This is a genomic window from Streptomyces sp. NPDC001890 (genome assembly GCF_042891445.1).
Lineage (GTDB): Bacteria > Actinomycetota > Actinomycetes > Streptomycetales > Streptomycetaceae > Streptomyces.
In genome coordinates this window covers 1-26,314 of record NZ_JBIATE010000040.1, presented here as the reverse complement: position 1 = coordinate 26,314, position 26,314 = coordinate 1, and the positions used below count along the sequence as shown (strand labels likewise).

Annotated in this window: 23 protein-coding genes; 14 read left to right on the top strand and 9 right to left on the bottom strand. The window is 70.9% G+C overall.

The window, feature by feature from the left end:
• Positions 1-61 precede the first annotated feature (61 nt).
• Positions 62-325 carry a hypothetical protein gene (locus ACFYY1_RS40120; RefSeq protein WP_388594777.1) on the bottom strand — a complete coding sequence of 88 codons (264 nt, stop codon included), beginning with the start codon at positions 323-325 and terminating at the stop codon, positions 62-64.
• 912 nt (positions 326-1,237) lie between these two features.
• On the opposite strand from ACFYY1_RS40120, the gene ACFYY1_RS40115 reads away from it, so the two are divergent.
• From ACFYY1_RS40115 to ACFYY1_RS40095, 5 genes are read left to right on the top strand one after another with little or no spacing between them, the layout of a single operon-like run.
• Entirely contained in the window at positions 1,238-1,741 is a 504-nt protein-coding gene (locus tag ACFYY1_RS40115) for a hypothetical protein (protein WP_388594775.1), read from the top strand.
• A complete protein-coding gene (locus ACFYY1_RS40110) occupies positions 1,741-3,129 on the top strand; it encodes a hypothetical protein (RefSeq protein WP_388594773.1) in 1,389 nt (462 codons plus the stop codon). The genes ACFYY1_RS40115 and ACFYY1_RS40110 overlap by 1 nt, the downstream gene beginning before the upstream one ends.
• Positions 3,126-4,622: a VWA domain-containing protein gene (locus ACFYY1_RS40105; protein WP_388594771.1), complete on the top strand. Its 1,497-nt coding sequence runs from the start codon at positions 3,126-3,128 to the stop codon at positions 4,620-4,622. Before ACFYY1_RS40110 ends, ACFYY1_RS40105 begins: the two co-directional genes overlap by 4 nt.
• Positions 4,623-4,634: 12 nt before the next feature.
• Positions 4,635-5,747 (top strand): AAA family ATPase, encoded by a 1,113-nt coding sequence (locus tag ACFYY1_RS40100; protein WP_072484794.1) that lies wholly within the window; start codon positions 4,635-4,637, stop codon positions 5,745-5,747.
• Complete coding sequence (locus ACFYY1_RS40095; protein WP_388594769.1) at positions 5,744-8,551, top strand: hypothetical protein; 2,808 nt, start codon at positions 5,744-5,746, stop codon at positions 8,549-8,551. Before ACFYY1_RS40100 ends, ACFYY1_RS40095 begins: the two co-directional genes overlap by 4 nt.
• Before the next feature lie 55 nt (positions 8,552-8,606).
• Here ACFYY1_RS40095 and ACFYY1_RS40090 read toward each other — a convergent pair whose 3' ends face one another.
• Complete coding sequence (locus tag ACFYY1_RS40090; protein WP_388594767.1) at positions 8,607-9,044, bottom strand: GNAT family N-acetyltransferase; 438 nt, start codon at positions 9,042-9,044, stop codon at positions 8,607-8,609.
• Positions 9,045-9,101: 57 nt separating this feature from the next.
• Complete coding sequence (locus ACFYY1_RS40085; protein WP_388594765.1) at positions 9,102-9,623, bottom strand: GNAT family N-acetyltransferase; 522 nt, start codon at positions 9,621-9,623, stop codon at positions 9,102-9,104.
• A 26-nt stretch (positions 9,624-9,649) separates the two neighbouring features.
• On the opposite strand from ACFYY1_RS40085, the gene ACFYY1_RS40080 reads away from it, so the two are divergent.
• From ACFYY1_RS40080 to ACFYY1_RS40065, 4 genes are all read left to right on the top strand, one after another.
• Positions 9,650-10,171 carry a CGNR zinc finger domain-containing protein gene (locus ACFYY1_RS40080; RefSeq protein ID WP_388594763.1) on the top strand — a complete coding sequence of 174 codons (522 nt, stop codon included), beginning with the start codon at positions 9,650-9,652 and terminating at the stop codon, positions 10,169-10,171.
• A gap of 119 nt (positions 10,172-10,290) precedes the next feature.
• The gene (locus tag ACFYY1_RS40075) at positions 10,291-11,100 is read left to right on the top strand and encodes an aminoglycoside N(3)-acetyltransferase (RefSeq protein ID WP_388594762.1); all 810 of its coding nucleotides are present in this window, start codon (positions 10,291-10,293) and stop codon (positions 11,098-11,100) included.
• 391 nt (positions 11,101-11,491) lie between these two features.
• Entirely contained in the window at positions 11,492-12,211 is a 720-nt protein-coding gene (locus tag ACFYY1_RS40070; protein WP_388594760.1) for a VOC family protein, read from the top strand.
• Between the two features lie 354 nt (positions 12,212-12,565).
• Positions 12,566-14,224 (top strand): TlrC/CarA/OleB/SrmB family ABC-F type ribosomal protection protein, encoded by a 1,659-nt coding sequence (locus tag ACFYY1_RS40065; RefSeq protein ID WP_388594759.1) that lies wholly within the window; start codon positions 12,566-12,568, stop codon positions 14,222-14,224.
• 46 nt (positions 14,225-14,270) lie between these two features.
• Here ACFYY1_RS40065 and ACFYY1_RS40060 read toward each other — a convergent pair whose 3' ends face one another.
• Positions 14,271-15,230 (bottom strand): GlxA family transcriptional regulator, encoded by a 960-nt coding sequence (locus ACFYY1_RS40060; RefSeq protein ID WP_388594757.1) that lies wholly within the window; start codon positions 15,228-15,230, stop codon positions 14,271-14,273.
• A 106-nt stretch (positions 15,231-15,336) separates the two neighbouring features.
• Here ACFYY1_RS40060 and ACFYY1_RS40055 point away from each other — a divergent pair, with 106 nt between their 5' ends.
• Complete coding sequence (locus ACFYY1_RS40055; RefSeq protein ID WP_388594807.1) at positions 15,337-16,296, top strand: NADP-dependent oxidoreductase; 960 nt, start codon at positions 15,337-15,339, stop codon at positions 16,294-16,296.
• Between the two features lie 215 nt (positions 16,297-16,511).
• Positions 16,512-18,797: an ATP-binding protein gene (locus ACFYY1_RS40050; RefSeq protein WP_388594755.1), complete on the top strand. Its 2,286-nt coding sequence runs from the start codon at positions 16,512-16,514 to the stop codon at positions 18,795-18,797.
• A 339-nt stretch (positions 18,798-19,136) separates the two neighbouring features.
• Here ACFYY1_RS40050 and ACFYY1_RS40045 read toward each other — a convergent pair whose 3' ends face one another.
• The 3 genes from ACFYY1_RS40045 to ACFYY1_RS40035 all read right to left on the bottom strand — a co-directional run bounded on the left by ACFYY1_RS40045 (position 19,137) and on the right by ACFYY1_RS40035 (position 20,930).
• Entirely contained in the window at positions 19,137-19,637 is a 501-nt protein-coding gene (locus ACFYY1_RS40045; RefSeq protein WP_388594753.1) for a DUF1203 domain-containing protein, read from the bottom strand.
• Between the two features lie 93 nt (positions 19,638-19,730).
• Positions 19,731-20,216, bottom strand: a complete 486-nt coding sequence (locus ACFYY1_RS40040) for a DUF5959 family protein (RefSeq protein ID WP_388594751.1) — start codon at positions 20,214-20,216, stop codon at positions 19,731-19,733.
• Positions 20,217-20,339: 123 nt separating this feature from the next.
• A complete protein-coding gene (locus ACFYY1_RS40035) occupies positions 20,340-20,930 on the bottom strand; it encodes a TetR/AcrR family transcriptional regulator (protein WP_388594750.1) in 591 nt (196 codons plus the stop codon).
• A 58-nt stretch (positions 20,931-20,988) separates the two neighbouring features.
• Here ACFYY1_RS40035 and ACFYY1_RS40030 point away from each other — a divergent pair, with 58 nt between their 5' ends.
• A complete protein-coding gene (locus ACFYY1_RS40030; RefSeq protein WP_388594748.1) occupies positions 20,989-21,831 on the top strand; it encodes an alpha/beta fold hydrolase in 843 nt (280 codons plus the stop codon).
• Between the two features lie 151 nt (positions 21,832-21,982).
• Complete coding sequence (locus ACFYY1_RS40025) at positions 21,983-22,759, top strand: hypothetical protein (RefSeq protein ID WP_388594746.1); 777 nt, start codon at positions 21,983-21,985, stop codon at positions 22,757-22,759.
• Between the two features lie 155 nt (positions 22,760-22,914).
• On the opposite strand, the gene ACFYY1_RS40020 is transcribed toward ACFYY1_RS40025, so the two are convergent.
• Together ACFYY1_RS40020 and ACFYY1_RS40015 are read right to left on the bottom strand one after the other, a co-directional pair.
• The gene (locus ACFYY1_RS40020) at positions 22,915-24,522 is read right to left on the bottom strand and encodes an MDR family MFS transporter (RefSeq protein WP_388594744.1); all 1,608 of its coding nucleotides are present in this window, start codon (positions 24,520-24,522) and stop codon (positions 22,915-22,917) included.
• Between the two features lie 66 nt (positions 24,523-24,588).
• Complete coding sequence (locus ACFYY1_RS40015; RefSeq protein ID WP_388594742.1) at positions 24,589-25,212, bottom strand: TetR family transcriptional regulator; 624 nt, start codon at positions 25,210-25,212, stop codon at positions 24,589-24,591.
• A gap of 152 nt (positions 25,213-25,364) precedes the next feature.
• On the opposite strand from ACFYY1_RS40015, the gene ACFYY1_RS40010 reads away from it, so the two are divergent.
• Positions 25,365-26,195: an SDR family oxidoreductase gene (locus tag ACFYY1_RS40010; RefSeq protein ID WP_388594741.1), complete on the top strand. Its 831-nt coding sequence runs from the start codon at positions 25,365-25,367 to the stop codon at positions 26,193-26,195.
• Positions 26,196-26,314 lie beyond the last annotated feature (119 nt).

Sequence of the window (26,314 nt, the reverse complement as noted above, 5' to 3'; positions counted from 1 at the left end):
CGCCGGTCATAATCGCAGAGCGCGGCCGCGCGGGGGCCGGAGCGCGGGGACTTTGGCCGGATCAGGGGCGGTGGCGGGTGCCCCAGTGGGAGCGGGCGTGGGGCTCGCCGTCGATGGGGCAGCGCACGGCCTGGTGGTGCCGGCCGCCGGCGCCGTCCACGCGGACGTCCGGAACCCGGCGCCCCCGGAACAGCAGGACGGCGACGACGAGCCAGCACAGCACGATGGCGGCGTCGGCATACACGACGAAGCCGAGCGGCAGACCGGCCCGGTGCACCGCGACTGCCACGAGCCCCGCGAGGCCGCCCCCGACGACGAGCAACAAGGACCGCAGAGTTCGCCGCACTGTGAACCCCCCTCATCCGTCACGCTGCTTGCGAGCTTCCGAGAAGTGAACGGCAGAGCATCCCGTCGTGTGACGGCCCATTCCGGCCAGTCTGGCCCGACACCGCGGCAGGCACGGCGCTGTGCGCGGCCGCGTACTGACGTGAGTCGGACGGCGGCGGCAAGGTCCAAGAGCGGTAGCAAATATGTTCCGGGGGTGAATCACTCGACCCGTAAGGGTGATTGACCCCCCGGGCGATGCGGCCACGCGTCGGGGTGCGGCTAACTCTGCTGCTTGTGATTCACACCTTGCTGCGTACCGCCACGGCGGTCGCTCTCACCGCCCTGCCCCTCACCATGACGAGCCCGGCGCACGCCGGAGAAGACTCCGTCGCACCACGGGCGAGCTCCGTTGCCCCACAGACGGATTCCACCGTCCGACGAACGGCTTCCACCGCGCCTCAGCCGGTTTCCACCGCCCAGCAGCCGGTTTCCACCTCTCCACAGGCGAACCCGTGTGCCACCGTCGTCGCGCCTGCCGGACAATTCTGCGTGCCCTCGCCCAAGCAGTGCTTCACGACGCCGTGCCCTCAGTACGATCTCGTGGCCATCCCGTTCCGCCCCCGGCCCTGGGGGACGGCGAAGCCGTGACCTCCGAAGGTTCCGCACCCACCTTCTGACGCCGCCAGGGGGACGGCGCGCTCCGCTCCTCCCCGCCCCCTGCAGGTGATCGTCCGCCTATGGCGCTGAAACGTCGATGCCCTGCTGCGCGGCTGCCGCACGTCCATGGCCGCGGGCGCGCAGCGGGTGGCGTCGCGGCCGCGACCGGGCGTTGTCAGTGGCCGTAGGTATGTTCGGTCGTGTCCTGCCGTTGTGGCGGGGAAGTCGCCTTGGTGCACAGAGGAGTGGTGTGTTGTCAGATTGGGAGAGGTCGAGCACGGCACGGGTGACAACACCCGCGCGACCGCGCAAGCTGGCCAAAGTCCCGTTCGTCGAGCTGGCCGACGGACGCCTGCAGGGTGTGGTGTCCAGCGGCTCCGACATCGGGCGGGTCTATGTGTCGTCGGTCGCCGCGGCCACCTACGCGTTCGCCTGCAGCACCAACAACAACCGGCCCTGCGGCGGCGCGCGGGGAGCGTTCTGCAATCACATCAGGGCCCTGATCAACGAGGCGGTGCTGCAGTACGGTGCCGAGCGCGTCGCCCGCTACCTGAAGGCCGAGCCCGCGGACGGGGACCCGAGCGCGCAGACGATAGCCAATGACATGAGCGCCGCACGTCCGTCGCAGGGGGACACCACGGCCGCCGCACCCGTCTTCAGCAGGTTCCTGCGCCACCTCGCCTACCTGGAACTCGCCCCGACCACGACGCCGTTGCCGGAGATGCAGTGGTTCCCGCCGACCAGGGCGGTGGCGTGATGCGTGCCGACCTGTTCGCGGAGGACATCACCGGACTCGACGAGGCCCTGGAGGCCGTCGACGGCTTCGACCGGGCTCTCGTCGCCGGCCTGCTGCGCCCTCAGCCCGCCCAGAGCGCCGGACTGACCGGACTCGCCCACGCGGTCGCCGGTACGCCACTGGCCGCGAGGGTCGCCGAGGCGGCCGGGAAGGCGGCGGACGGAGCCGCGGGCGAGGACCACCTCCTCGCCCTCGCCGCCGCCCGCACCGCGCTCCTCGGCTCCGTCCACGACGCACTGATGACCCGCATCGAGGAGGCGACCGGCCGGCCCCGTGCCGAGGCGACGGTCCCCGCTCCCGCCGAGCAGCAGGGGGCGAACCTGCTCATCGCCGCCCGCTCCTGGCTGGCCGATCTGGCGCGCTGCGGGTGGCAGGGCATCGACCACGAAGTGGTATCCGGCGCGGCGCCGGTCGTCTCCGCGATGCTGCCGGATCCCGCGCTACGCCGCCTGGCGACGCTCCTGGACGGCTTCGCCGCCGAACTGGCGGCGTCGTGTCCGGGCCTGTCCATGGAACGGATCCCGGCACGCCGCTGGGCCGACCTGTGGTCACGCGCCCTGCTGCTGACGGTGCCCGGCGCGGCCGATGTGCCCGTGACCGGTACGGCCACCGGCCGTCTCCTGCCCCTCGGTATCGACGTCCATGAACACGCCACCGCCGTACAGGCCCAGGTTCACGCGGTGTTCGAGCCCGCCGACGGCAGCACGCCCCGCCTGGTACGCGCCGGGGCGGCGGTGCCGAAACCCGACACGGTCGTCGGAGCAGGGCTCTGGCAGCTCCTCCGCCCGCACATGTCGCTGCTGGCCGCCCTCGGCGAGGGCCGCTCGATGGAGCTCACCGACATGCCCGTCACCGCGGAGGGCGACCTGATCTGGAGCGACGAGCACGCACGCCGGGGTGAGCCCGCCGACGCCTTCGCCACCGCCCGCGTCGTCCTGCCCACGGCCACCGACGCGGCGACAGCACCCCTGGACCGCCACCCGGCGCGCATCGCCGTCCCCGTGTTCCTGGAAGGCTATGCCGCCACCAAGGACGACGACGCGGTCACGTTCACCCTCGCCGCGGGCCCCCTCGCCGTCGACACCGACCGCGTTCCGACCGCCGGACCGCTCACCCCCGAGGCCGTCGCGGCGTCCGGCGCCTGCATCGCACTGCTCCGCTGGGACGCCGGGACGTATCGCGTGCAGCCGCTGGCCGTCGAGACGACCGTACGGAAGAAGGCCGTCGCGATCCACGCCGGGGGATGGGCCGGGGGCACGACCGACAAGGCCGGTGTCAAGGCCGAGAAGGCCGCCACCGACGCCGTGGCCGTGCTGCGGGAGCGTGCGGGGAGGCTGCTGCGGAAATGACGGACCATACGACGGAACGAACCACCGGGACCACGGCCCCGCAAACCATTCAGCCCCAGCAAACCACTCAACCCGCCCGGACCCCGGAGGCGGATCCCCAGGACAACCGCCGGCAGGTCCTGTACTGGCGGCTCCTCGCCCGGCTCTTCGACCCCGAGGAGCAGAGCACGCTGGAATCCGCGAGCCTCGCCGTCGTCGAGGACATCGGCCTGCCCTCCGCGCTGCTGGACCCACAGGCTTCCGTCGACTCGATCGTGCAGCGGCACCCCGACCTGGCAGCCGAGTTCGACGGCCTGATGACACCCGACCCCGACTCGGACCTCGGCTCCGAGGGAGCCGACGTCCGCGACCGGGCCGCCGAAGTACGTCGCGCGGCGCTGGTGTCGAAGGTGCTGCTCAATGTCTTCGCCTCCGGCTCGGGCACGGTCACCGCCGGACAGCTGGCGCGCTGGCAGTCCGACGCGGGCTGGCTCGAACGTGCCCTCGGCTGCGTCCCCGGCGAGCTGCGCGGCGGCCGTCCCGGTGGAGGGATGGCAGGAGTGGGTGTCAGCCCGACCGGGAGCGGCGGCCGGCACACGTCCCCCGACCTCGGCCGGCTGATCCCGGAGATCGGACCGGAACTGGCCACCATCGAGGCCGACCTCGTCAAACGGATGCACCTGCGCGAGGTGCTCGCCGATTCCGGGCTCGCCTCGCGGCTCACCCCGAGCATGTCGCTGATCGAGCAGCTGCTGCGGGACAAGAACAACCTCTCGGGCGTGGCCCTGGCCAACGCCAAGGACCTCATCCGCCGCTTCGTCGACGAGGTCGCCGAAGTACTGCGCACCCAGGTGGAGAAGGCCACGGTGGGACCCCTGGACCGCTCGGTCCCGCCCAAGCGGGTGTTCCGCAACCTCGATCTCGACCGGACGATCTGGAAGAACCTCACCAACTGGAGCCCGGAGGAGGAGCGGCTCTACGTCGACCGCCTCTACTACCGGCACACGGTCCGCAGGACGACACCCCAGCGCCTGATCGTCGTCGTGGACCAGTCGGGCTCGATGGTCGACTCCATGGTGAACTGCACCATCCTGGCGTCCATCTTCGCCGGGCTGCCGAAGGTGGACGTCCACCTGATCGCGTACGACACACAGGCGCTCGACCTCACACCATGGGTGCACGACCCCTTCGAGACCCTGCTGCGCACCAACCTCGGGGGCGGCACCGACGGCACGGTGGCCATGGCGCTGGCCCAGCCGAAGATCGCGGAGCCCCGCAACACCGTCGTGGTGTGGATCTCCGACTTCTACGAATGGCAGACCGAGCCACTGTTCCAGAGCATGGTCGCCATCCACCGTTCGGGAGCCAAGTTCATCCCGGTCGGTTCGGTCACCAGCTCCGGCCGCGGCAGCGTCAACCCGTGGTTCCGCGAGCGCTTCAAAGACCTCGGTACGCCGGTTCTCTCCGGCCACATCCGCAAGCTCGTCGACGAGCTCAAGACGTTCCTCGCCTAGAAAGGCCCTTTCATGTCCGACCTGTTGCGCGCCCCCGCCGAGATCAAGTACGCCGAGGAACTGGAGTGGCTGGAGTCCATCGACGACAACCCCAAGCCCTTCTCCTGGCGGCTGTCCCCGAAGATGGTCCGCCTGTTCATCCTGGGCTCCGAGCGGTCCGACGGCCTGGACCGGGAGATCTCGCAGAAGTGGTACGGCGACCGCAGTTTCGTCGAGCGTTCCATCGTCACACTGGCCTCCGACCGCGGCCTGCTGCTCATAGGTGACCCCGGCACGGGCAAGAGCTGGCTGGCCGAGCTGCTGTCCGCCGCGATCTGCCGCAATTCCACACTGGTGGTGCAGGGCACGGCCGGCACCACCGAGGACCACATCAAGTACTCCTGGAACGTGTCCATGGTCATCGCCAAGGGCCAGTCGAGGGAATCGATGATCCCCTCGCCGATCATGACCGCGATGGAATCCGGCGCGATCGGCCGCTTCGAGGAACTCACCCGTTCCACCAGCGACGTGCAGGACGCGCTGATCTCGATCCTGTCCGAGAAGTACATCTCGGTACCCGAACTCGACAGCGACAGCATCGTCTTCGCCAAGCCCGGCTTCTCGATCATCGCCACCGCGAACAGCCGCGACCGAGGCGTCAACGACCTGTCCTCGGCACTCAAGCGACGCTTCAACTTCGTCCGCATCCCGGTGGTGACGAACAAGAAGAGCGAGGTGGAGATCGTCCGCTTCCGCACCGAGGAACTGCTGCGCCGCCACCAGATCGAACTGGAAGTGCCGCCGACCCTGCTCGACGTGCTGCTGCAGAGCTTCGCCGACCTGCGTGCCTCGGCGGCCGCGGCCGGCAGCGACGACGAGAAACTGGAGTCCGCCCTGTCCACCGCGGAACAGATCGGTGTGCTGGAGGACGCGGTGCTGCACAGCAACTTCTTCGGTGAGCGCGCCCTCACCGCCCGCACGCTGGCCTCCTCGCTCGTCGGATCGCTGGCCCGGCGCGAGCCCGAGGACCTGGCCATCCTCAACAAGTACCTGCACGGTGTCGTCGAGCCGCGCAGCAAGGAAGAGGGCGGATCCTGGCCGGAGTTCCTGGAGGGCGGCCGCGACGCGATCGCCACCCTGTCATGACCAGCACCCACGAGGGGACCTTCGAAGGACTGCGGGCCCAACTGCAGGAGGCCGCGGCGACGTTCGCCGACGGACCCGACGCGCTGGAGGGCATCCTCCTCGGCATCGTCGACGACGTCGACCACGCGGTCCGCGAGCCGCTGGAGATCTTCCCCGTCTGCCATCACTCACCCGCCTCGGCGATCGCGATGGCACGTCGCCTGCGGGAGAAGCAGCCCAAGGTGGTCTACCTCGAACTGTGCGAGGACATGGCGCCGTTGCTGACCGAGCTGCGCAACTGCAAGCTCCCGGTGGCGGTCCAGTCGTTCGCGACCGAGGTCGACGGCTTCCCGGTCGAGTGGTCCCCGCTCTCGGTGGTCGCACCGATCACCGAGGCCTCCGCCGAGTACCAGGCGATCGCCTACGCCCTGGACACCCCGGGCGTGGAGCTGGTCCTCGTCGACCGCTCGTCGGACCACGTCTTCCAGTGGGACGCACGTGCGGCGGAGTCCACCGAACCGGCCGGCCCGGACGCGCCTCCCGCCGAGGAGGAGGCCGCACTGCACGGTGACGCGGTCGGCGTGGAGATCGGCGACCTGCGACCGCGCTTCGCCGAACTGGAGGAGCACCTGCTGCACCACGGCAAGGTGCGGCACTGGTCGGAGTGGTGGCACCAGTACGTCGAGCTGCCGCTCGGTGACAGTGACCACGACACCTACCGCCAGGTCATGCTCCTGATCGGAAGCCTCTTCCGGCGACTGGCGCCCGGCGACTCCCACCGGCTCCGGGTGGACGAGGACCGGGAACGCCACATGTGGACCAGGATGCGCGAACACCTGGCCGCGACCGGCACCGACCCCGCGGACTGCCTCTACGTGTGCGGAGCCTTCCACGCGGCCAGCCGCGTCGCCGAGTTCGGTGTCCACGGCACGGACACCTTCGAGATCAGCCCGCCCAGTGCCACCAGGTGGCAGCACGGCCTGATTCCGTCCAGTCACGCGGCGATCGAGGCGCAGTTCGGCCTCGCCGCGGGATCGGTGTCGATCGCCGCGACCGTATGGGCGAAGAACGTCCGGCGCACCCGCGTGGAGCCCTTCCGCCTGGCCGGACAGGCGGGCGCCAAGAAGTCGAGGGCCAAGGCCAAGAAGGCCGTGGTGGCTGCGGTGGGGCCCGTGGAGGCGATCCCGCCCTCGGACAAGCTGACCGGATTCCTGCAGCGACCGCCCGCACTGGACCGGCTCGACGAGGCGGAACTGCTCGGCTGGTCGGTCGAGATCGTGCGCGCTGCGCGCCGCAACGGCTACCTGGCCTCCACCGCCGACGCCATCGCGGTGTTCGAGACGTCGATCCTGCTGGCCGGAATGCGTGACCGGGCCAGGCCCACGCCGTACGACTTCCAGGACGCGGCCGTCACCTGCATCGAGAAGGACACCGTGCCCGGCCGGCGCGATGTGCGGCGCCTCGTGGAGATCATGATGGGCGGCGACCGGGTCGGCCAGGTCGGCTACGAAGCGCTGCCACCCCTGGCCCGCGACGTGCACGACCGGCTCGCGCCCCTGGGCCTGAAGCTCCAGCAGACCGGTGTGCAACGGGCACTGCTGGACATCGCGTCCCAGCCGGAGTTGGAGCGCTGCTCCGACGCGTTGTGGATGCTGCGCCACCTGCTGCCGCCGGGCGCCGCCCGCCCGATCATGGGCGAACGGAAGCTGGGGGAGCGGCCGATCCAGGAATCTTGGGACCTCGCGCTCGGCACCTACCAGCGTGCGCTGATCGAGCTCGGCTACGAGGGCGTCAGCATCGAGCAGGTGCTGGAGCAGCGTCTGCGCCGTACGGCGTACGACCGGCGCGCCACCACCGCGACCGTCCTGGAAGCCGTCGAGGACGCGACGCTGTACCTGCGCAGCCGCCGCCTCGCCGACGAACTGGGCACCCACGCCCTGGAGGTGCTCTCGGCCGAACGCAGCGTCGACGGCGCACCGGAGGTACTGCGCCGGGTGCGGCGGCTGCTGGCCTACTACCGCACCAGCGAGCCGGTGCTGCCGTCCTGGATCGAATCCTTCGCCAAGACGGGATACGCCCACTACTGCACCCTGCTGCCGACGGCGTTCGCCGACGAGGACGCCACGGTCCGGCAGGTGGCCGCCACGCTGGGCTTCCTGTTCAGCATGGAGAGCCTGGCGCTGTCGCTGGGCTGCGACCGGACCCAGCTGGAACTGGCCGTGGTCCAGTCGCATCCCGAGGAGCCGGCGAAGACGGCACTGCTGTGGGCGGCCCAGGTGCAGCTCGGGCACCTCTCCCGTGCGGACCTGCGGGCGAAGTGCGACGAACTGCTGGGCAACCCCTTGGTGGTGCCCGCCTATCCGCGTTACCTCAGCGGCTTCGTACAGGCCCTGGAGCCCGTCCCGGGCCTCACGGACTTCGTGGTGGAGGCGGTGTCGAACGCGTTCGCACGGCTGCCGGATCCGGTGCTCCTGCCCTGGCTGCCGACCCTGATCACCACTTTGCGCTCCAGCGGCTCGGAGCTGGCTCCGCTGCTGATCCGTGAAGCCGGGCGGACCTTCCCCGGCCGGCTCGCGGCGCTGGACGCATGGGTTCCGCCGTGGCTGGCACAGCCCGAGGCCGTGCGTCCGGCGGCCGACCCGGCAGGCCCCGACGGCTGCACACTGCTTGCCGCGCACCCCGCGACGTGCGACGCGTTGGCGAGCCTGCTGGGCTACGAGGGCACGTGGCGGACGGCGCGGACCGACCGCCCGGCAGGTGCGGCGCTGACCGGTCGCCATCCGGAGACGGCCGCCGCGCTGGAGGTGCTGCTGGCCGGAGCGTGACCGCACACGGCTGTGCTGCTCGGCGAGGTCGGGCGGCACAGCCGTACGGTCGGGCCTACGGCCGCACGACGAACCGGTGGACCTGGGAATCGCGGACCTGGAATCCCAGACGCTCGTACAGCCGATTCGCTGCCCGGCGGGAGGGACGCGAGGTGAGATCGACCGTCCGCGCCCCGGCCACCCCGGCGAGGCGCAGTGCCTCCTCTGTCAGTGCCGCGCCCACTCCGTGCCCCCGCGCCGCCTCGTCGACCACGACATCCTCGATGCGGCCCCGAAGGCCCGTCGGCAACGGAAACAGGATCAGAGTCAGCATGCCGACGGCCCGGCCCTCGATCCTGGCCATCAGCAGGGTGGTGGCGTCACTGCGCAACAACGCGGCCACCGAATCCCGGTCGGGCACACCGGCAGTACTCGAAAGCTGCGGCAGCAGGCGAGCGATCGCCTCCACCACTTCATCGGTCGCCCCGCGGACGACCTCCACCTCGACGCTCATTGACGTGACCCTACCGATAGGTCCCGCGAACAGGGCGGGGGCGTCCGCTTCGCGTGGTCACGGACGCCAGTACAGCGCCGGGTCGGGGTGGTCGGTGAAGCCGAGCTCACGATAGAGCGGTTCGCCCTCGGGGGAGGCGTACAGGTCGACCCGGGTGACATCGCTCTCCCGGAACCAGTCGAGCAGCCCCCGCATGATCGAGCGGCTGTGACCGAGCCGCCGGTACCCCGGGTCGGTGACCACGCCGATCACCTGCCCGATCCGGCCGTTGCGCAGGTGCGGACCGGGCAGTCGTTGCTCGATCGTGCCGATGCCGCAGGCGGCGAGGCCGCTCCCACCGTCCACGACAAGGATGCGCACGCCGCAGGTACCGGAGCCCGCGTCCGTGTCCGTGCCCGCGGGCAACTGCTCCTTGAGCACCGCGGCCAGGGCTTGCAGCCAGTCGTCGCCTCCCGATGCGGGGGCGAAGAAGTCGCCGCCGAGGTCGTCGAACAGCATCGCCCGCAGGCGCACCAGTTCCGCGATGTCGCCCTCCATCGCCTGTCGTACAGCTGTGTGGTTCTCAGTGCTCCGGCTCATGCCGACCACACTGATGTAATGGTCTTATGCACCTCAACCCTTACGGCGCGGATGTTGTGAAGCTGGCCGCGGACCTGGCCAACCGGCGCCCTGCGAGCGCCGACGAACTCGCCGCCCGCTGCCGCGCCGCCGGCCTGGTGGTGGAGCTTCCGGTCACGGCACAGGATCTCGACCGCACCCAGGAAGTGCTGGACGCCTGGGAGAAGGTCGTCGACGCCGAAGAGGAGTACGAGCGCGCCGAGTTGCTCAACCGGATGCTGGCGGCGGCCGCCGCCCACCCGAGGCTGACCGACCACGCCGAGGACGGCTGGCACCTGCACTACCGGGACGACCGGCAGCCGCTCGGCCCGCTGCTGTTCTCCCTGATCTCCGTCGGCACGGCCCTGCACCTGGCGGGGCGGGGCATGCGACGGCTCCGGCGGTGCGCCGTCACCGAGTGCGCCGTGATCTTCGCCGACACCTCCCGCACCGGGCGGCAGCGCTACTGCTCCCGGCAGTGCGCCAACCGCGACGCGGTACGCCGACACCGCGCGCGAAACGCGCCCTGACCCGAAGGACGGCCCGGTCGCCACCGACCCCGACCCCGACCCCGCCCCCGACGTCGGCCGGCCGACCCGCGCCGAAAAGCAGTGGTCCAGGCCGATCGGTGCCTGGACACTGACTGTTCATGCCTATCAAGCCTCCCTCCGGCCCGATGTGTACCCGTGATTCGCTCGCCTCCGACCTCCGCGCAATGGGCCTGCGCGACGGTGAGGTCCTCCTCGTGCATTCCTCGCTCAGCTCGCTCGGCTGGGTCTGCGGCGGTCCCGGCACCGTCGTCATGGCGCTGCTCGACGTTCTCGGCGACAGTGGGACCCTGGTGGTGCCCACCCACTCCGGCGACAATTCGGATCCGGCGTACTGGCAGAACCCGCCCGTGCCCGAGGCATGGTGGGCGGACATCCGCGCCTCGATTCCGGCCTTCGACGCCCGGACCACTCCCACCCTCGGCGTCGGCATCATCCCGGAGACCGTACGCAACTGGCCGGGCGCCCTCCGCAGTTGTCATCCGCAGACCTCCTTCGCGGCCGTGGGCCCACGCGCATCAGCGATCGTGGACGCCCACGCGCTCGACTGCCGGCTCGGCGAGCACAGCCCCCTCGCCCGGCTGGAAGAGGCAGGGGCGCGGGTTCTTCTCCTGGGCGCGGGCTTCGATTCCTGCACGGCGTTCCACCTCGCCGAGTACCGGGTCCCTTCCTCGCAGGTGGACAACTCCTTCGCCGTCATGACTCCGCAGGGCCGCGCCTGGGCAACCGTGCGTGACACCTCGTTCACTTCGGACCGCTTCGATGAACTGGGTGCGGCCTTCGAGAAGGAACGCCCGGTGGTACGGGGCACGGTGGGCGGTGCGGAGGCCCGGCTGTTCGGCTTGGCCGAGGCCGTCGCGTACGCCGAGGACTGGTTGCCCGAGCACCGTCCGCGCCCGTCCGCGGAGTGATCGGATCCACGCCGACCGCCGGCCGGCGCCGGGCTCCCGCACCGGCCGGCGGTGTGGGATCGGGCGCGGGGGCGGGAGCGCTGAGGTGCGGCGGAGCGGTCTGAGGTACACCGTTAGATCACGAACTCGGCCTGCCGATCGCCAGCACGTCCGTCACCGACCGGCCAACCCGGTACGACGCTCGGTGACGGAGGCAGCGCCGAGCCCTTGGTATGGGAGGCGATCGATCGCGGAACCCACGGCGAGGCCGGTTCGACGTGGACGAGTCGTGCACACGGATCGAGGCGCGACCCGTGGGACATCGGCAGCGACGAGAGACCCGAAGGAGCATCGAATGCCGACCCTCGGAAGGATCAGGCACGTAAACGGCGCTCCCTGCTGGGTCAGCCTGATGACTCACGATCTGCACGCGACCCAGGGCTTCTACGCCGACGTCATGGGCTGGGATTTCGTGGCCAGCAGCCTCGGCAGCAACTTCTCCGTGGCCATGGCGCACGACCGCCCCGTGGCCGGGATCGGATGCTGCGGCCCCGCCGCCAGTCCGCCCGCCGTCTGGACCCCGTACTTCGCCGTGGACGACGCGGACGAGACCGCCGACCGGGTCAGGGAGCGCGGCGCCACACTCGCCGTCGGGCCGGTGAAACTGGCCGATGGGCGCGCGGCGATCGCCGCCGACCGGGACGGGGCCGTCTTCGGACTCTGGGAAGGCACGGCCCTCGCCTGGTCCGTGGGGCAGGGCAGCGCTCCCGCGCGCCTGGACCTGCAGACCCGCCACGCCTTCGAGGCGGCGATCTTCTACGCGGGGATCTTCGACTGGGCCGAACCGCCCGGTGGCTGCACGGTCGAATACGCGCAGGACCACGTTCTCGTCAAGCTCGAAGGGCGAACCGTTGCCACCCTGCGCGGCGGAGGCATCGAAGCCGCCGCGGACCCCCGGATCCGGCCCCGCTGGATCGTCGACTTCCGCGTCGAGGACAGCGCACGCGCCGCAGCCGCCGCCAACGATGCCGGCGGTGAGTCGTCATTGGTTCCCGCACTCGACGACCCGTCGAAGGACGCCTTCGTCATCCGCGACCCGGACGGCGCGCTCTTCACCGTGTCCGGCCCATGACAGCAACTCCCGCACCCACCGTGCACGGTGTCGGCCCGTCCGCCGAGGCATCGGCCCGCCGAACCGCGGGCCGGTGGGGCCCGAAGTCCCTTGCCGGGTCACCGGCCCCCGCCTATGGTTCACTCCATGGGAACTCTGTGACAGATGAGGATGCGCGGCGTTGAGCTGGACTCCGTCGCCGCATCCAGCAGCGTGCTGCTGATACACCACCGCACCGGTTTCGCCCGCGCCGCTTCCGAGCGTCGCGGCGGCCCTGGTGCCGGTCCTCTCCGGTTGTGCCGCATTCTTCGGCCGTACCGTCCGGCGCGCGCTCACGCATTCACCCGTCCTCATCTGGAAACAGGAGACACCCGCGTGTCCATTGCGCAATTCGCCCTCCATGACATCACCAAGCGTTACCACGACCGCATCGTGCTCGACCGGGTCGGTTTCAGCATCAAGCCGGGCGAGAAGGTCGGCGTGATCGGCGACAACGGATCCGGCAAGTCCACACTGCTCAAGGTCCTCGCCGGCCGTGAGCAGCCCGACAACGGCATGCTCACCGTGGTCGCTCCCGGCGGCATCGGCCACCTGGCGCAGACGCTGGAGCTGCCGCTCGACGCCACTGTCCAGGACGCCGTCGACCTGGCCCTGTCCGACCTGCGCGAGCTCGAAGCGGCGATGCGCCGGGCGGAGGCGGAACTGGCCGAGCACGACGCGGACGGCCCCGCACCGGAGCTGTCCGCCATCCTCCGGCGCTACTCCGGCCTCATCGAGCGGTACCAGGCGCGTGGCGGCTACGAGGCCGACACACGGGTGGAGGTCGCGCTGCACGGCCTCGGACTGCCGGGCCTGGACCGCGACCGCAGGCTCAGTGCCCTCTCCGGCGGCGAGCGCTCCCGGCTGGCACTCGCGGCGACCCTGGCCTCGGCACCGGAACTGCTGCTGCTCGACGAGCCGACCAACGACCTCGACGACGGGGCGATGGAATGGCTGGAGGACCACTTGCGGGGCCATCGCGGCACGGTGATCGCGGTCACCCACGACCGGGTGTTCCTCGACCGGCTCACCACCACGATCCTGGAGGTCGGCTCCGGCCGCGTGACCCGCTACGGCGACGGCTACGAGGGGTATCTGACGGCCAAGGCCGTGGAACGCGCGCGGCGGCTGCGGGAGTACGAGGAGTGGTGCGCCGAACTCGACCGGAACCAGGGGCTGATCGCCTCCAACGTGGCGCGGATGGACAACATCCCGCGCAAGACGCCGCTGTCCGTGTTCGGCCACGGCGCGTACCGCAGGCGCGGACGCGACCACGGCGCGATGGTGCGGATCCGCAACGCCAAGCAACGAGTGGCCCAGCTGACCGAGAACCCGGTCCACGCCCCCGCGGCCCCGCTTTCCTTCGCGGCCCGCATCGAATCCGTGGACCCTCGGGCGGCTGAGGAGGAGGCGGTGGCCGAACTCACCGACGTGCGGGTCGCGGACCGGCTGTCCGTCGGCTCCCTGCGGATCAGGCCGGGCGAGCGGCTGCTGATCACCGGTCCGAACGGCGCGGGCAAGTCCACCCTGCTGCGGGTGCTTTCCGAGGAGCTGGAACCGGACAGCGGCTCGGTGCGCCTCGGCTGCCGCGTCGGGCACCTGCGGCAGGACGGGACACCCTGGCCGCCGGAACTGACCACGCTGCGGGCCTTCGCCCACGGCCGGGCCGGCTACTTGCAGGACCACGCCGAAAAGCTGCTCTCCCTGGGGCTGTTCGGCCCGTCCGACCTACGGCGACGGGTGAAGGACCTGTCGTACGGACAGCGGCGCCGGATCGAGATCGCGCGGCTGGTGAGCGAACCGACGGACCTGCTGTTGCTGGACGAGCCCACCAACCACCTCACCCCGGTGCTCGTCGAGGAACTGGAGCAGGCACTGGTGGACTTCCGGGGTGCCGTGGTCGTCGTCACCCACGACCGCCGGATGCGGTCCCGGTTCACCGGCGCCCGGCTCACCATGGACCGCGGACACATCACGGATCCCAGGGCGGCCTGAGCCACTTTCACCTGGGCTCCGACCCCGGCCCCGGCCCCCGCCTTCGTCAGGCCCTGGTGCCGGCCGTGGCCGCTCCGCGGAATGTCCTGCGGTAGGTGAGCGGGGGGACACCGATGGCCGCGTGCAGGTGCTGGCGCAGCGAGGTGTCACTCCCGAACCCGGTCCGAGTGGCGACTTCGTCCACGGGCAGGTCGGTGGATTCCAGGAGGTGCCGGGCCCGGGCGACGCGCTGCTGGGTCAGCCAGCGCCCCGGGCTGACCCCCACCTCGTTCTGGAAGCGCCGGGCGAAGGTGCGGCGGCTCATCCGGGCGTGGGCGGCGAGGTCGGTGAGGGCCAGCGGTTCGTGCAGCCGCTCCAGCGCCCACTGACGGGTGGCGGAAGTACTCTGCCCGGTCGGCTCCGGTACCGGCTGGTCGATGAACTGCGCCTGCCCGCCCTCCCGCCACGGCGGCACCACACAGTGCCTGGCCACCTGGTTGGCGACCGCGCTGCCGTGGTCCGTACGCACCAGATGCAGGCACACGTCGACCCCGGCCGCGGCCCCCGCCGCGGTCAGCACATCGCCGTCGTCCACGAACAGGACCTTCGGATCCAGCTGGACGCGAGGGAACCACTCGCGGAGGCATCCGCTCAGGTCCCAGTGGGTGGTGGCCCGGCGGCCGTCGAGCAGCCCGGCGGCGGCCAGTACGAACGCACCGGTGCAGATGGACACCATGCGCGTGCCGGACGGCACCGCGGCAAGGGCTGCCGCCACGGGCGGCGGGAGCTCGCGCACGACGCAGGAGGGATCGATGGGCGGGATCACCAAGGTGTCCGCCGTGCCCAGCACCTCGGGGCCGTGCTCCACCATGATCGAGAAGTCCGCGTTGGTGCGCACCGGGCGACCGTCGACACTGCAGGTCAGTACCTCGTACCGGTCACCCGCCGCGCCGAAGATCCGGCTGGGGATGCCCAGGTCGAAGGGGTAGACCCCGTCCATAGCCAGTACGACGATCCGATGTGCCATGGCACGATTCTATTGAAGAATGGCATTTGTGCCATGGCGGGCCCGTGGGTCCGACTCGATGCTGGAAACCATGAACGAAAGCAACACGAACACCGACGTGCCGACCATGCGTGCCATCCGCCAGGACGAATTCGGCGGACCGGAGGTCCTGAAGGAAGCGACCGTGCCCATGCCGGTGCCGGATGTCGGAGAGATCCGCATCGCGGTGCGCGCGGCGGGCGTCAACCCCACCGACTGCCAGCACCGCGCCGGAGGGCTCTTTCTGAACGACCTTCCCCTCACCCTGGGATGGGACGTCTCCGGAGTCGTCGAGTCGGTGGGCCTCGGCGTCACCATCTTCCAGCCGGGCGACGAGGTCTTCGGCATGCTGCCCTACCCGTACGGTGTCGGCGCGTACGCCGAGTACGTGGTCGGCCCCGCACGCTCCTTCGCCCGGAAGCCGGCCGAGCTCGATCACGTCCGGGCGGCCGCGCTGCCGCTGGCCGCCCTCACCGCGTACCAGGCCATCGTCGACACGGCCGGCCTGCGCCCCGGACAGCGGGCTCTCATCCACGCGGCATCCGGCGGTGTCGGGCACCTCGCGGTCCAGATCGCCAAGGCGCGCGGCGCCCACGTCATCGGCACGGTGCTCGGGAAGGACCGCCAGGAGTTCGTGCGCGGCCTCGGCGCGGACGAAGTGGTGGACAACGCCACCACCGACTTCGCCGAGACGGTCGGTGAAGTGGACTTCGTCCTCGACACGCTCTCCGGGGACATCCGGTCCCGCTCGCTGTCGATTCTGCGCCCCGACGGCACGATGGTCACGACAGTGCCCAACGGAGCGGCCGACGCCGCGGAGCGCGAGGCCGGTCAGGGCGGTCGTGTCCGGATGATCGGAGTCCAGGCGGACCACGCCGGAATGAAGGCCATCGCGGACCTGGCGGCCTCCGGCGCGCTGAGGCCGCAGATCCACGCGACGTTCCCGCTGGCGAAGGCCGCCGAAGCGCACGCCCTGCTGGAGAACGAGCGGACCACGGGGAAGATCGTCCTGGTGGCGGAGGGCCGGGAGGACCGGAACACCGACTGAGCGCGTCGAGCCGGGAGGGGCCGGGGGTACGGGAGAGGCGCGGGCGCGGCGGATGGCCCCCCCGTACCCCCGCCCGCACCCCGGCACGTCCCTCCCGCCCCGGTCCCTCGCCGCCGTCGCGTATCCACTCGAACGGCGGCAACTCTCCGCAGTCGCGCATCTACACTGTGCTCACGTCTTGCGAAGGTGCGGGACTTGAGCATCACGGGGACGCCATGGGATTCGGCTTCGGGCAGCGGCGCAGCGGGCAACCCCCCGCCGAGCGGACCAGCTTCGTCGGACGTGCCGAGGAGATCTCGCTGATCCAGGAGGCCTTCCGCGCAGTACGGCTCGTCACCCTGGTGGGCCCCGGTGGTGTCGGCAAGAGCCGCACCGCTCTGCGCGCGGCGGAGGGCCTGCGGGAACGGTTCCCGGACGGGGTGTGGCTGGCCGAGCTGTCGGCCCTGTCCGACCCCGAACTGGTACCCGCGACGCTGGCCACCGTGCTGGGCGTCCCGGACCAGGCTGGGCTGGAACCCCTGGACGCGGTCGTCGCCCATCTCAAGGGACAGCAACTGCTCATCGTGCTCGACACCTGCGAGCACATGGTCGACGCCTGCGCCGTCCTCTGCGACGTCCTGCTGCGCGAGGCCGCCGAGGTGTGCGTACTGGCCACCAGCCGGCAGCCCCTCGACCTGGCCGACGAGCGAACGATGCCGATCGCCCCGCTCGGAGTGGACGACGCCGTGGAGCTGTTCACACAGCGAGCCGCCCGCGTCCTGCCGGGCTGGACCGTCACCGAGGCCAACCGGACACAGACGCTGGCGCTCGTCGAACGGCTCGACAGAATCCCGCTCGCTCTCGAACTGGCCGCCGTACGGCTGCGGGTCGCCCCCCTTGCCGAGCTGGTGGCCCGGCTGGATCGTCGGTTCGAGGTGTTCACCGGCGGGCAGCGCGCGGCCTGCGCCCGGCACCAGACGCTCCGTACCACCATCGGCTGGTCCTACGATCTCTGCACACCGGCGGAGCGGCTGCTGTGGGCACGCCTGTCCGTCTTCGCCGGGCCCTTCGACCTGGCGGCCGCGGAACAGGTGGGCGGGGGCGAAGGGCTCCCGTCCGATGCCGTCCTGGAGGCGCTGTTCGGCCTGGTGGACAAGTCGGTCGTGCAGCGCGTCGGCGAGGACGGGGCGCGATACCGGTTCCTGGACACGATCCGGGAGTACGGTGCCGAGCGCCTCGACGAGGAGAGCAACGCGGCCGCCGTGCGCGGGCGGCACTTCGAGTACCACCGGGACACGGCCGGGCGCCTGTGGGCCGAACTCATCACTCCGGCCCAGGCCGAGCTCCACCGCGCGGTGCGCAGCCGGATCGCCGACATCCGGGCCGCGATGAAGTACGCCTTCACGATTGCGGACCGTGCGGCGGAAGGGCTGAGCCTGGCAGCGCAGCTCGCCCCGCACTGGAGGGCGACCGGCACCCTCTCCGAGGGGCGGTACTGGATCGACAAGGGGCTCCGCCTGGTGCCCGAGGACTGCTCGGAGCGGGCCTGGGGCCTGTTCATGAACGGAGTGTTCGCCACCTGGACCGCCGATCTCGCTGCCGCGCCGACCTTCTTCCAGCAGGCGCGGGAGGCCGCGCTGAACTGCGACGAACAGCGCGTGGCACTGTTCACGGAGCCGTACATCGGATCGATGCGGGCGCTCTGCGGCGAGATCGACGAGGGACTGGCCGAGCTGGAACAGGGGCGTCGGCGGATCGTCGCCGTGGGCGACTCACTGGGCATCAGCATGGTCCACTACGAAGGCGCGTTGCTGCGCGCGGTGCTCGGGGACACCGACGGGGCGCTGGAGCTGTGCGAGGTGGGGCTGGCCCATCTGGACGGCACGGGTGACCGCCAGTTCTACGGATCCACACTCCTGGCGGAGGGCTTCATCCTCTGGCTCGCCGGTCGCCACGAGGAGGCCGCCGAAGCGCTGCGGCAGTCCCTGGACGCCATCAGCGAGATCGATGACGTGCTGGTCGCCGCGCTCTGCTGCCTGGGGCTGGCCTGGCACGCCGCAGAACAGGAACGCTACGTCAGGGCGGCGTGGCTGCTGGGGTACGCGGAAGGAGCGCGGCGGCTCAGCGGCGACCCCGTGGCCATGCTGGCGTCCCTGCTGGACCAGCAGGAGACGACCCGCAACGCCCTGCGGGACGCGCTGGGAGACGCGGAGTACGAACGCTGGCACGGCGTGGGGTCACGGCTGTCGGGCACCGAGATCCTGCACGCGGTACGGGCGGACACCGACAGCCCGCTCTCCGCGGGGCGCCTGCCCCGCAGCCGGCAGGGGTCCACGGCGGTCGACGTACTCACCCCGCGTGAACGGGAAGTCGCCACGCTGGTCGTGCGCGGGCTGTCCAACCGGGAGGTCGCCGAGCAGCTGGTGATCTCCAAGCGGACCGCGGACACCCATGTCGAGCGCATTCTCACCAAGCTCGCGATCGATTCACGCACGGAGATCGCGTCGGTGCTGAGCCCCTGAGGGCTGTCCCGTGCCCCGCGCCGGTGCAGGGCTCCGCCCACAGCCGTACGTATACCCGTTCCGCCACCGGTACGTATGCCGACGCCAACGGGGTGAGACGGGTCCGGCGGCACAGATACGTGTACTGACCCGCGGTTCAACACGCGTCACGGCACCGTGCGGTGCGGCAGGCTGGGCGTGCCGCCGGGGAGGTGGAGTTACTGCGCAGCGTTGGTGGACGGGGCTGTCGCAGACCCGAGTGCTCCCACCCCCTGGCGGCACCGGAAACGTGTGCCCGCGCCGTCGGCGGTGCAGGCACATGATTCCGGCCGCGGAAACCCGCCTCCTGCCCCGACTCGGCTACCGGCGGCGCGCCTCGACCATGAAACAGCCGAACTCCACCGCGCGGACGTGCACGAGGGCCACTGCCGGATCCGCGAAGACCTCGTGCAGTGCGTCGTCCACCTCGGCCGCCCGCTCCTTGGGGAACTCGATCAGCCGCCCGCCGAGGATGTGCCCCCGGCTGTCGTAGGCCCGCAGTACCCGGCGGGCACCGTGCAGCTCGGCCGGATAACCGGCGCCGGAAGCCGGTCCGTCGCACTCCTCGGCGTGGACGAAGACCGGACCGCACTCGTCGTACGGGCCGGGCTCGGCGTCCGTCTCCACCGCCCAGCGACGCAACGGCGCGTAGGAGACGAGGACGATGCGCTCACCCGCCTCGCTGTGCCGCAGACAGCAGCGCAGCGGGGCACCGCCCTCCGGATCGGTGAGGGGCGTCCGGGTCCGGCCGGCGTCGTCCCGTTCCCGCAGTCGCTTCAGTACGGCGGGGTCGATGGCCCGCACCTCGTAAGTCGTGGTCATGGCTCCAGCATCCGCAGACGCCCGTCCCGGAGCTGGCGGAAATCGGACGTCGCCCTGTCGCGTTCCGACTTCGTCGGGGCGGAGGCCGCCGGCTCAGTCGCCGCGGACCGGGCTCCACTCGTAGACCATCGGAACGGCCTCGACGACCTCGCTGGGCCAGACCCGGCGAACGTGCTCCAGGCGGTCCCGATGGTCCTGGACCCAGTCGTCGTGCGGCTGGATCGCGAACAGTGCGGAGAGCCGGTCGGGGTCGTGGATCGTCACGCTCACGGACCGGTCCTCGTTGACGCGAAGAACGAGCTGCAGTCCTCGGCCGCCGCCGAGTTCCGCCATGTCCCCGGGTGCCAGGGCGGCCAACTGCTGCGACCAGGTGGTGAGATCCCGCTGGGAGAGCCGGAGAGCGAGCCGTGCGTCGAGGAAGTCGGCGGACAACAGGACGTCGGCGCACAGGGTGTCGTGTCCGGGCAGCACGCCGGGCTGGTGGCGCCCGGTGACGCGCACGACGCACTGGTTCCCGGCTGCGTCCGCCAGATGAATCAGGTCGACGGGCTCCGGCTTTCCCACTGTGTGCCTCCGCATGGCCTCGCTGGTGCAGGTGGCGTGCATCCTCTCCCATGGGCCGCGCGCGGCTGCGGGAGGCCCTGGAGAACGAGCACTGCGATCAACGGCTCCGGGGCCGGGCCGGCACGGGGCGGCCCCGCGTCATTCGGCCGGCCCCAGCGCGTCACGGACGATGGCGGCGGACGCCCGCGCCGCGGCGAGGACCGGGGCCGTGTCGTGGGCCGCGCGGGCGAGCATGAAGGCACCTTCCAGCAGGGCGATCACCGAGCCCGCGGTGTCCCGGGCGGTGTCCGCCCCGATGCCCGCCGCGGCGTAGAAGCCGGCGAGGGCCTCGATCCACGAGGCGAAGACGTCAGCCGTCGCGCGACGCAGCCCCTCGTGCGTGCCGGCGACCTCCAGGGCCACGGTGGCGATCGGGCACGGGTCGGTGAAGTCCAGTTCCCGGAGGGTCTCGGCCGCGCCCGTGAAGGCGGCAGCGGTGGCGGCTGCCGGATCCGCCCCGGGGTCGGCGAACAGAGTGCCGATCAGCTCCAGGTAGGCGGCTCCGGAGGTACGGATCACCTCCTCGCCGAGCTGGCCCTTGCCTCCGGGGAAGAAGTGGTACGCCGAGCCGTACGGGGCTCCGGCCTCCGAGACGATCTGCTTCATGCCGGTCGCCGCGTAGCCCTGGCGCCGGAAGAGTTCGGTGGCGGCGGTGACGATCCGCTGCCTGGTGTCGCCGGTGGTCCTCATGCCGGATAGTCTCTCACTAGATCGGTCTATCTAGTAGCGGTCACGGGGAGGCCATGCGATGCCGGAGATCGAACTGAGTGCCGGAACCATCGAGTACACCGACACCGGGGACGGTCCTGGCGGGACCGTGGTGCTCGTCCACGGGCTCGCTTTCGACGGATCGGTCTGGGACGCCGTCGTGGCGGAGCTGCGCGAGGACTTCCGGGTGGTGGTTCCCGTCCTGCCGCTCGGCAGCCACCGACACCCGATGCGGCCGTCCGCGGATCTGTCGGCACAGGGCGTAGCGGACCTGCTCGCCGAATTCCTGGAGCGGCTGGACCTGCGCGAGGTCACGCTGGTGCAGAACGACGCCGGTACCGCCCAGCTCCTGCCCGGCGTACGCGACGAGCGCATCGCCCGCCTGGTGCTCACCTCCTGCGAGGCGCTCGACAACTACCCGCCGGGCGTCCAGGGCCGCACACTCCTGGCCGCGAGCCGGGTGCCCGGCGGCCTGTTCCTGCTCCTCCAGTCCTTCCGGGTGCCCTTCCTGGCGTCGATGAGCAGCTCGCTGGGCGGAATGACGGCGCACTCGATCCCGTACGAGCGGGTGCGCCGCTGGTACCGGCCGCTGCTGACCGACCGGGCCATCCGCCGGGACCTCGCCCGCTTTCTGCGTTCCACCGAGAAGGACACCTATCTGCGGGCCGCCGAACGACTGCGGCACTTCGACCGGCCGGTGCTGGTGGCCTGGGGCGCGGAGGACCGGATGATGCCGCCCGAGACCGGTCGGCGCCTGGCCGCACTGCTGCCGCGGGGGCGATACGTCGAGATCCCCGGGGCGGGAACGCTGGTGCCCATGGACAACCCGTCGGCGCTCGCCCACGAACTGCGCCGCTTCCTGAAGGAGGAGGCGAACGGCTGAGAGCGGGAGTCCGGTGTGCTTCCGCCGGTGCGGTCACGAGGGCTTCCTGTGAGCCGTGCCGTCCGGTTCGGGCCTTGTCCACGGGGACCACGGGGCAGCCCTTACGCTGTACGGAGCAAGACCGTGCGCGGGCACGAAAAGAGGAAGCACCATGTCCTTCGCTCCCCTCGGCCGGCACAACGGCGAGCACAGCGACTACTGCAACACCAGCCTGTGCTGCCGCTGCCAGCAGCGGAACTGGACGACTCAGCAGGGCAACGAGCGGTTGTGCGGGCTGTGCGCGGCCTGCTGCCGCGAATGCGGCCGGGCGCCCGCGCCGCATCTGGACGGGCTGAACGACGGGCTCTGCGTGGACTGCCGCGGACTGTGCACCCGCTGCCACAATCCGCTGCCCGACGGGGGAGTCTGCCACTGCCAGCAGTGGAAGCAGAATCCGGGCAACGATCCGATCCGCTTCATCATGCAGGGCTTCCCCCAGCCACTGCTCCAGGCACTCGGGCACCGCGTCCCGCGCACCTTGCACGACATCCTGTACGAGGAGCTCGGCCACCGGACGGCCGCCCAGCTCCTCGACCGGATCGAAAGGCGCTGGAGCAACCGCTGGTCCCACGCGATCCACGAACGCGACGAGGAGAACCGCCGCCGCTGGGCACCCCAGGAGATCGCCGAGGCCCTCGTGAGCCCCACCAACTGCTCGAACCGGGTCTGCGAGGACGGCTATCTCCTCGCTGACGCGGCGCCCTGCCCGTACTGCCGACGGCCGGCCCACCGCTTCGTCCCCGCCACCGCCGAGGCGATCTCCACCTCGGAACACGCACGGGCGACCGCCGCGCAGATCCGGCAGGCACTCGTCGGCAACCGCTCGGCCGGGAAGAGACCGAACCGCCCGGCACAACCGGGCGCCTGGCCCACGCCTCCCGCCCGCTGAATCCGCAGGGGAAGAGGCCGAACCGCCCGGCACAACCGGGCGCCTGGCCCACGCCGCCCGCCCGCTGAATCCGCAGAGACCACCGGCCCCACCGATCGGCTGACCGGTGGGGCCGGTGGTCTCATCGCCCCGCTGGGATCACTGTCCTGCGGGCATCAGTGCGCCGGGGCGGCCGGCGACTTCCCGCCGGCCGCGTTCTCTTCCGCGAGCCGCTCCATGCCGCTCTGCGTCTTGAGCGGCTTCTCCTTGATGAACAGCACCGCGATCAGGGCGAGGAACGCGAACGGGGCTCCGATCAGGAAGACATCCGCGGTCGCGACCCCGTACGCGTGCTCGACGATCTGCCGGGCCGGTTCGGGAAGCTTGGAGAGATCGGGAACGCCGCCCTCGGCGCCCCCGTTGCCCGCCGCCCCGCCGAAGCCCTTCGCCATCTCGCTCGCCACCCGGTGGCTGAGCACGGCACCCAGCGCGCTCGTGCCGATCGCCCCACCGAGGCTGCGGAAGAACGACAGCACCGAGGTCGCCGCACCCAGCTCCGACGCGGGAACGTCGTTCTGGGCCGCCAGCACCAGGTTCTGCATCAGCATGCCGACGCCCACGCCGAGCACCACCATGTACACACTGAGCAGCCCGAACGAGGAGTCCGCGCTGATCGTGGACAGCAGGCCCATGCCCGCGGTCATGATGATGCCGCCCGCGATCAGAAAGCCCTTCCACTTGCCCCGGGAGGAGATGATCTGCCCGGCGACCGTCGTGGAGATCATCAGACCGAGGATCATCGGCAGGCTCATCAGGCCGGCGACGGTCGGCGTCTTGCCGAGCGAGATCTGGAAGTACTGGGAGAGGAACACCGTGCCACCGAACATGGCCACGCCCACCAGCAGGCTCGCCACGGTCGTCAGCGTCACGGTGCGGTTGCGGAAGATGTCCAGCGGGATGATCGGTTCCTGGACCCTGGACTCGACCACCACCGCGGCGGTCAGCAGGACCACACCGGTGGTGACCAGGGCGGCGGTCTGCCACGACGCCCAGTCGAACCGGTTGCCCGCGAGGGTCACCCACAGCAGCAGGGCGCTGACCCCGCTCATGATGAGGACCGCACCGAGATAGTCGATCTTCACCTCCCGGCGGACCGTGGGCAGCTTCAGGGTCAGTTGGAGCAGCACGATCGCGAGCAGCGCGAACGGTACGCCGATGAAGAAGCACCAGCGCCACCCCAGCCAGGAGGTGTCCACGAGCACACCGCCGATGAGCGGTCCCGCGACGGTGCCGACGGCGAACACGGCACCGAAGATGCCGGAGTAGCGGCCGAGTTCACGCGGCGGAATGATCGCCGCCATCACGACCTGGGCGAGCGCCGTGAGACCGCCCGCGCCGATGCCCTGCACCACACGGCTCACGATGAGCAGGCCGACGCTGTGCGAGAAGCCGGCGACCAGCGAGCCGACGATGAACATCGAGAGGGACAGCTGGATGAGCAGCTTCTTGTCGTAGAGGTCGGACAGCTTGCCCCAGATCGGAACGGTCGCCGTCATCGCGAGAAGCTCCGCGGTGACCACCCAGGTGTACGAGGACTGGGTGCCGTGCAGGTCGGCGATGATGCGGGGAAGTGCGTTGGAGACCACGGTGGAGGCCAGGATGGCCACGAACATGCCGGCCATCAGGCCCGACATGGCCTGGAGTATCTGACGACGCGTCATGGCTGGTGCGGCCCCCTCGGGCGCACCGGCCATGCCGGCTTCGGGTGTGACGGCAGCGCTCATCGGCTGGCGTTCCTCAATCTCTGGTTTCTCGGTTGAACGGCCCCGGGCGGGGCCTTCGGATGTGCCTCAGTCGTTCAGACCGGCGGCCAGCGAGGCGAACGCCTCGCGATAGATGCTCTGGAACGCGCGGGTACGGCCGGAGGCCACCCAGAGCTCCACGGCGGCGCGCACGGCGCCGATCGCCGTGAGCGCGAGCAGCCGGGGGCGGAGGTCGGTATCGGGGTCCCGGCCGAGACGCTCGGCCACGGCGGCGACCAGTGCGCGTTCGTCGGCACCCTGGGCGGCCAGGAATCCGGACAGCAGTGCGGGACTCTTCCTCAGCACGGCCATCTGGAGCTCCCAGCGTTCGTGGTCCTCCTCGATGTGGGCGAGTTCCTGGCCGATCGCCTCACTCAGGGCGTCGAGTGCCGTGAGTTCCGCCGGTGCGTCGAGCACCGCGCGGCGGGTCCGTTCGGCGTTGTTCTGGTTGGGGCGGGTGATCGCGTCCTCAAGGCACGGGAAGTAGTTGAAGAAGGTGCGCACGGAGACGCCGACCGCACCGGTGACCGCTTCCACGGTCACGTTCTCGATCCCGCGGTCCGCGGCCATGCGCAGCGCCGCGTCCGCGAGCGCGTTGCGCGTCGCGCGCTTCTTGCGCTCGCGCAGCCCGAGAGCCGTGTCTTCGGCGGTGTCGGCATGGTCGGCACTCATGAAGTGCATGCTATGCAAGTTTGCGTGCTGCGCAAAATTATTGTCGGGTGCTCGCACACCCGGCCGCGTGCCCGGCAGAGGGCGAAACCGGGGTGGTACGGCGAAAGTCCGGAACCCCCGGCCGACCGAACGATCCTCTACTGTGTCGCGTCATGACACTCCTGGTCATCGGAGGCAGTGGTTTCCTGGGGACCGAGCTGGTCCGCCGGGCGGTGGCGGCGGGGCACACGACGGCCGCGACCTTCGCGACCGGCCCCGGCAGCACCGCGGAGGCGACCTGGCACGCCCTCGACCTGCGCGTCCCCGATCGCGTCGAAGCGGTCGTCGCCGAGGTGGAACCGAGCGTGATCATCAACGCGACGAGCAGCAGATCCGACTGGGCGGTCACGGCGGAGGGCCCCGTCCGGCTGGCGATGGCCGCGGCGAAGCACGGCAGCCGGCTGATCCATGTATCGAGCGACGCGGTCTTCTCCGGCACCCGCGTCCACTACGACGAAACCTGCCTCCCCGACCCTCTCACTCCGTACGGTGCGGCGAAGGCGGCGGCGGAGACGGGCGTCCGCCTCCTGCACACCGATGCCGTCATCGCCCGTACCTCACTGATCGTCGGCGACGGCCGGCGCTCCGAGCACGTACGCGCGGTGCACGGCCTCGCGGCCGGAACCCGCGACGGAGTCCTGTTCACCGACGACATCCGATGCCCGGTGCACGTCGCCGACCTGGCTGCCGCACTGCTGGAACTCGCCTGCAACGACTCGAAGGGCGTTCAGCATCTGGCGGGAACCGACGCCGTGAGCCGTCATGAACTCGGCATCCTCATCGCCCGGCGCGACGGACTCGACCCCTCCCGCCTGCCCGCGGGTCTGCGGGCCGAAAGCGCGCTTCCAGGAGGACTCGACATCCGCCTCGACAGCCGTGCCACCCAGCGGAAGCTGCGTACGACGCTGCGTGGTGCCCGCCGGTTCCTCACCGCGGCGGATTGAGGCAGACGGACGGGGGCGTCCTGCGGGGGGGTGCCCCTATGTCTTTGGTCAAGCTGGTCGGGTGTGAGTTCGGGGCGTCTGGAACGATGTGTCCGTGCATGCTGATGATCAGGTTGGTG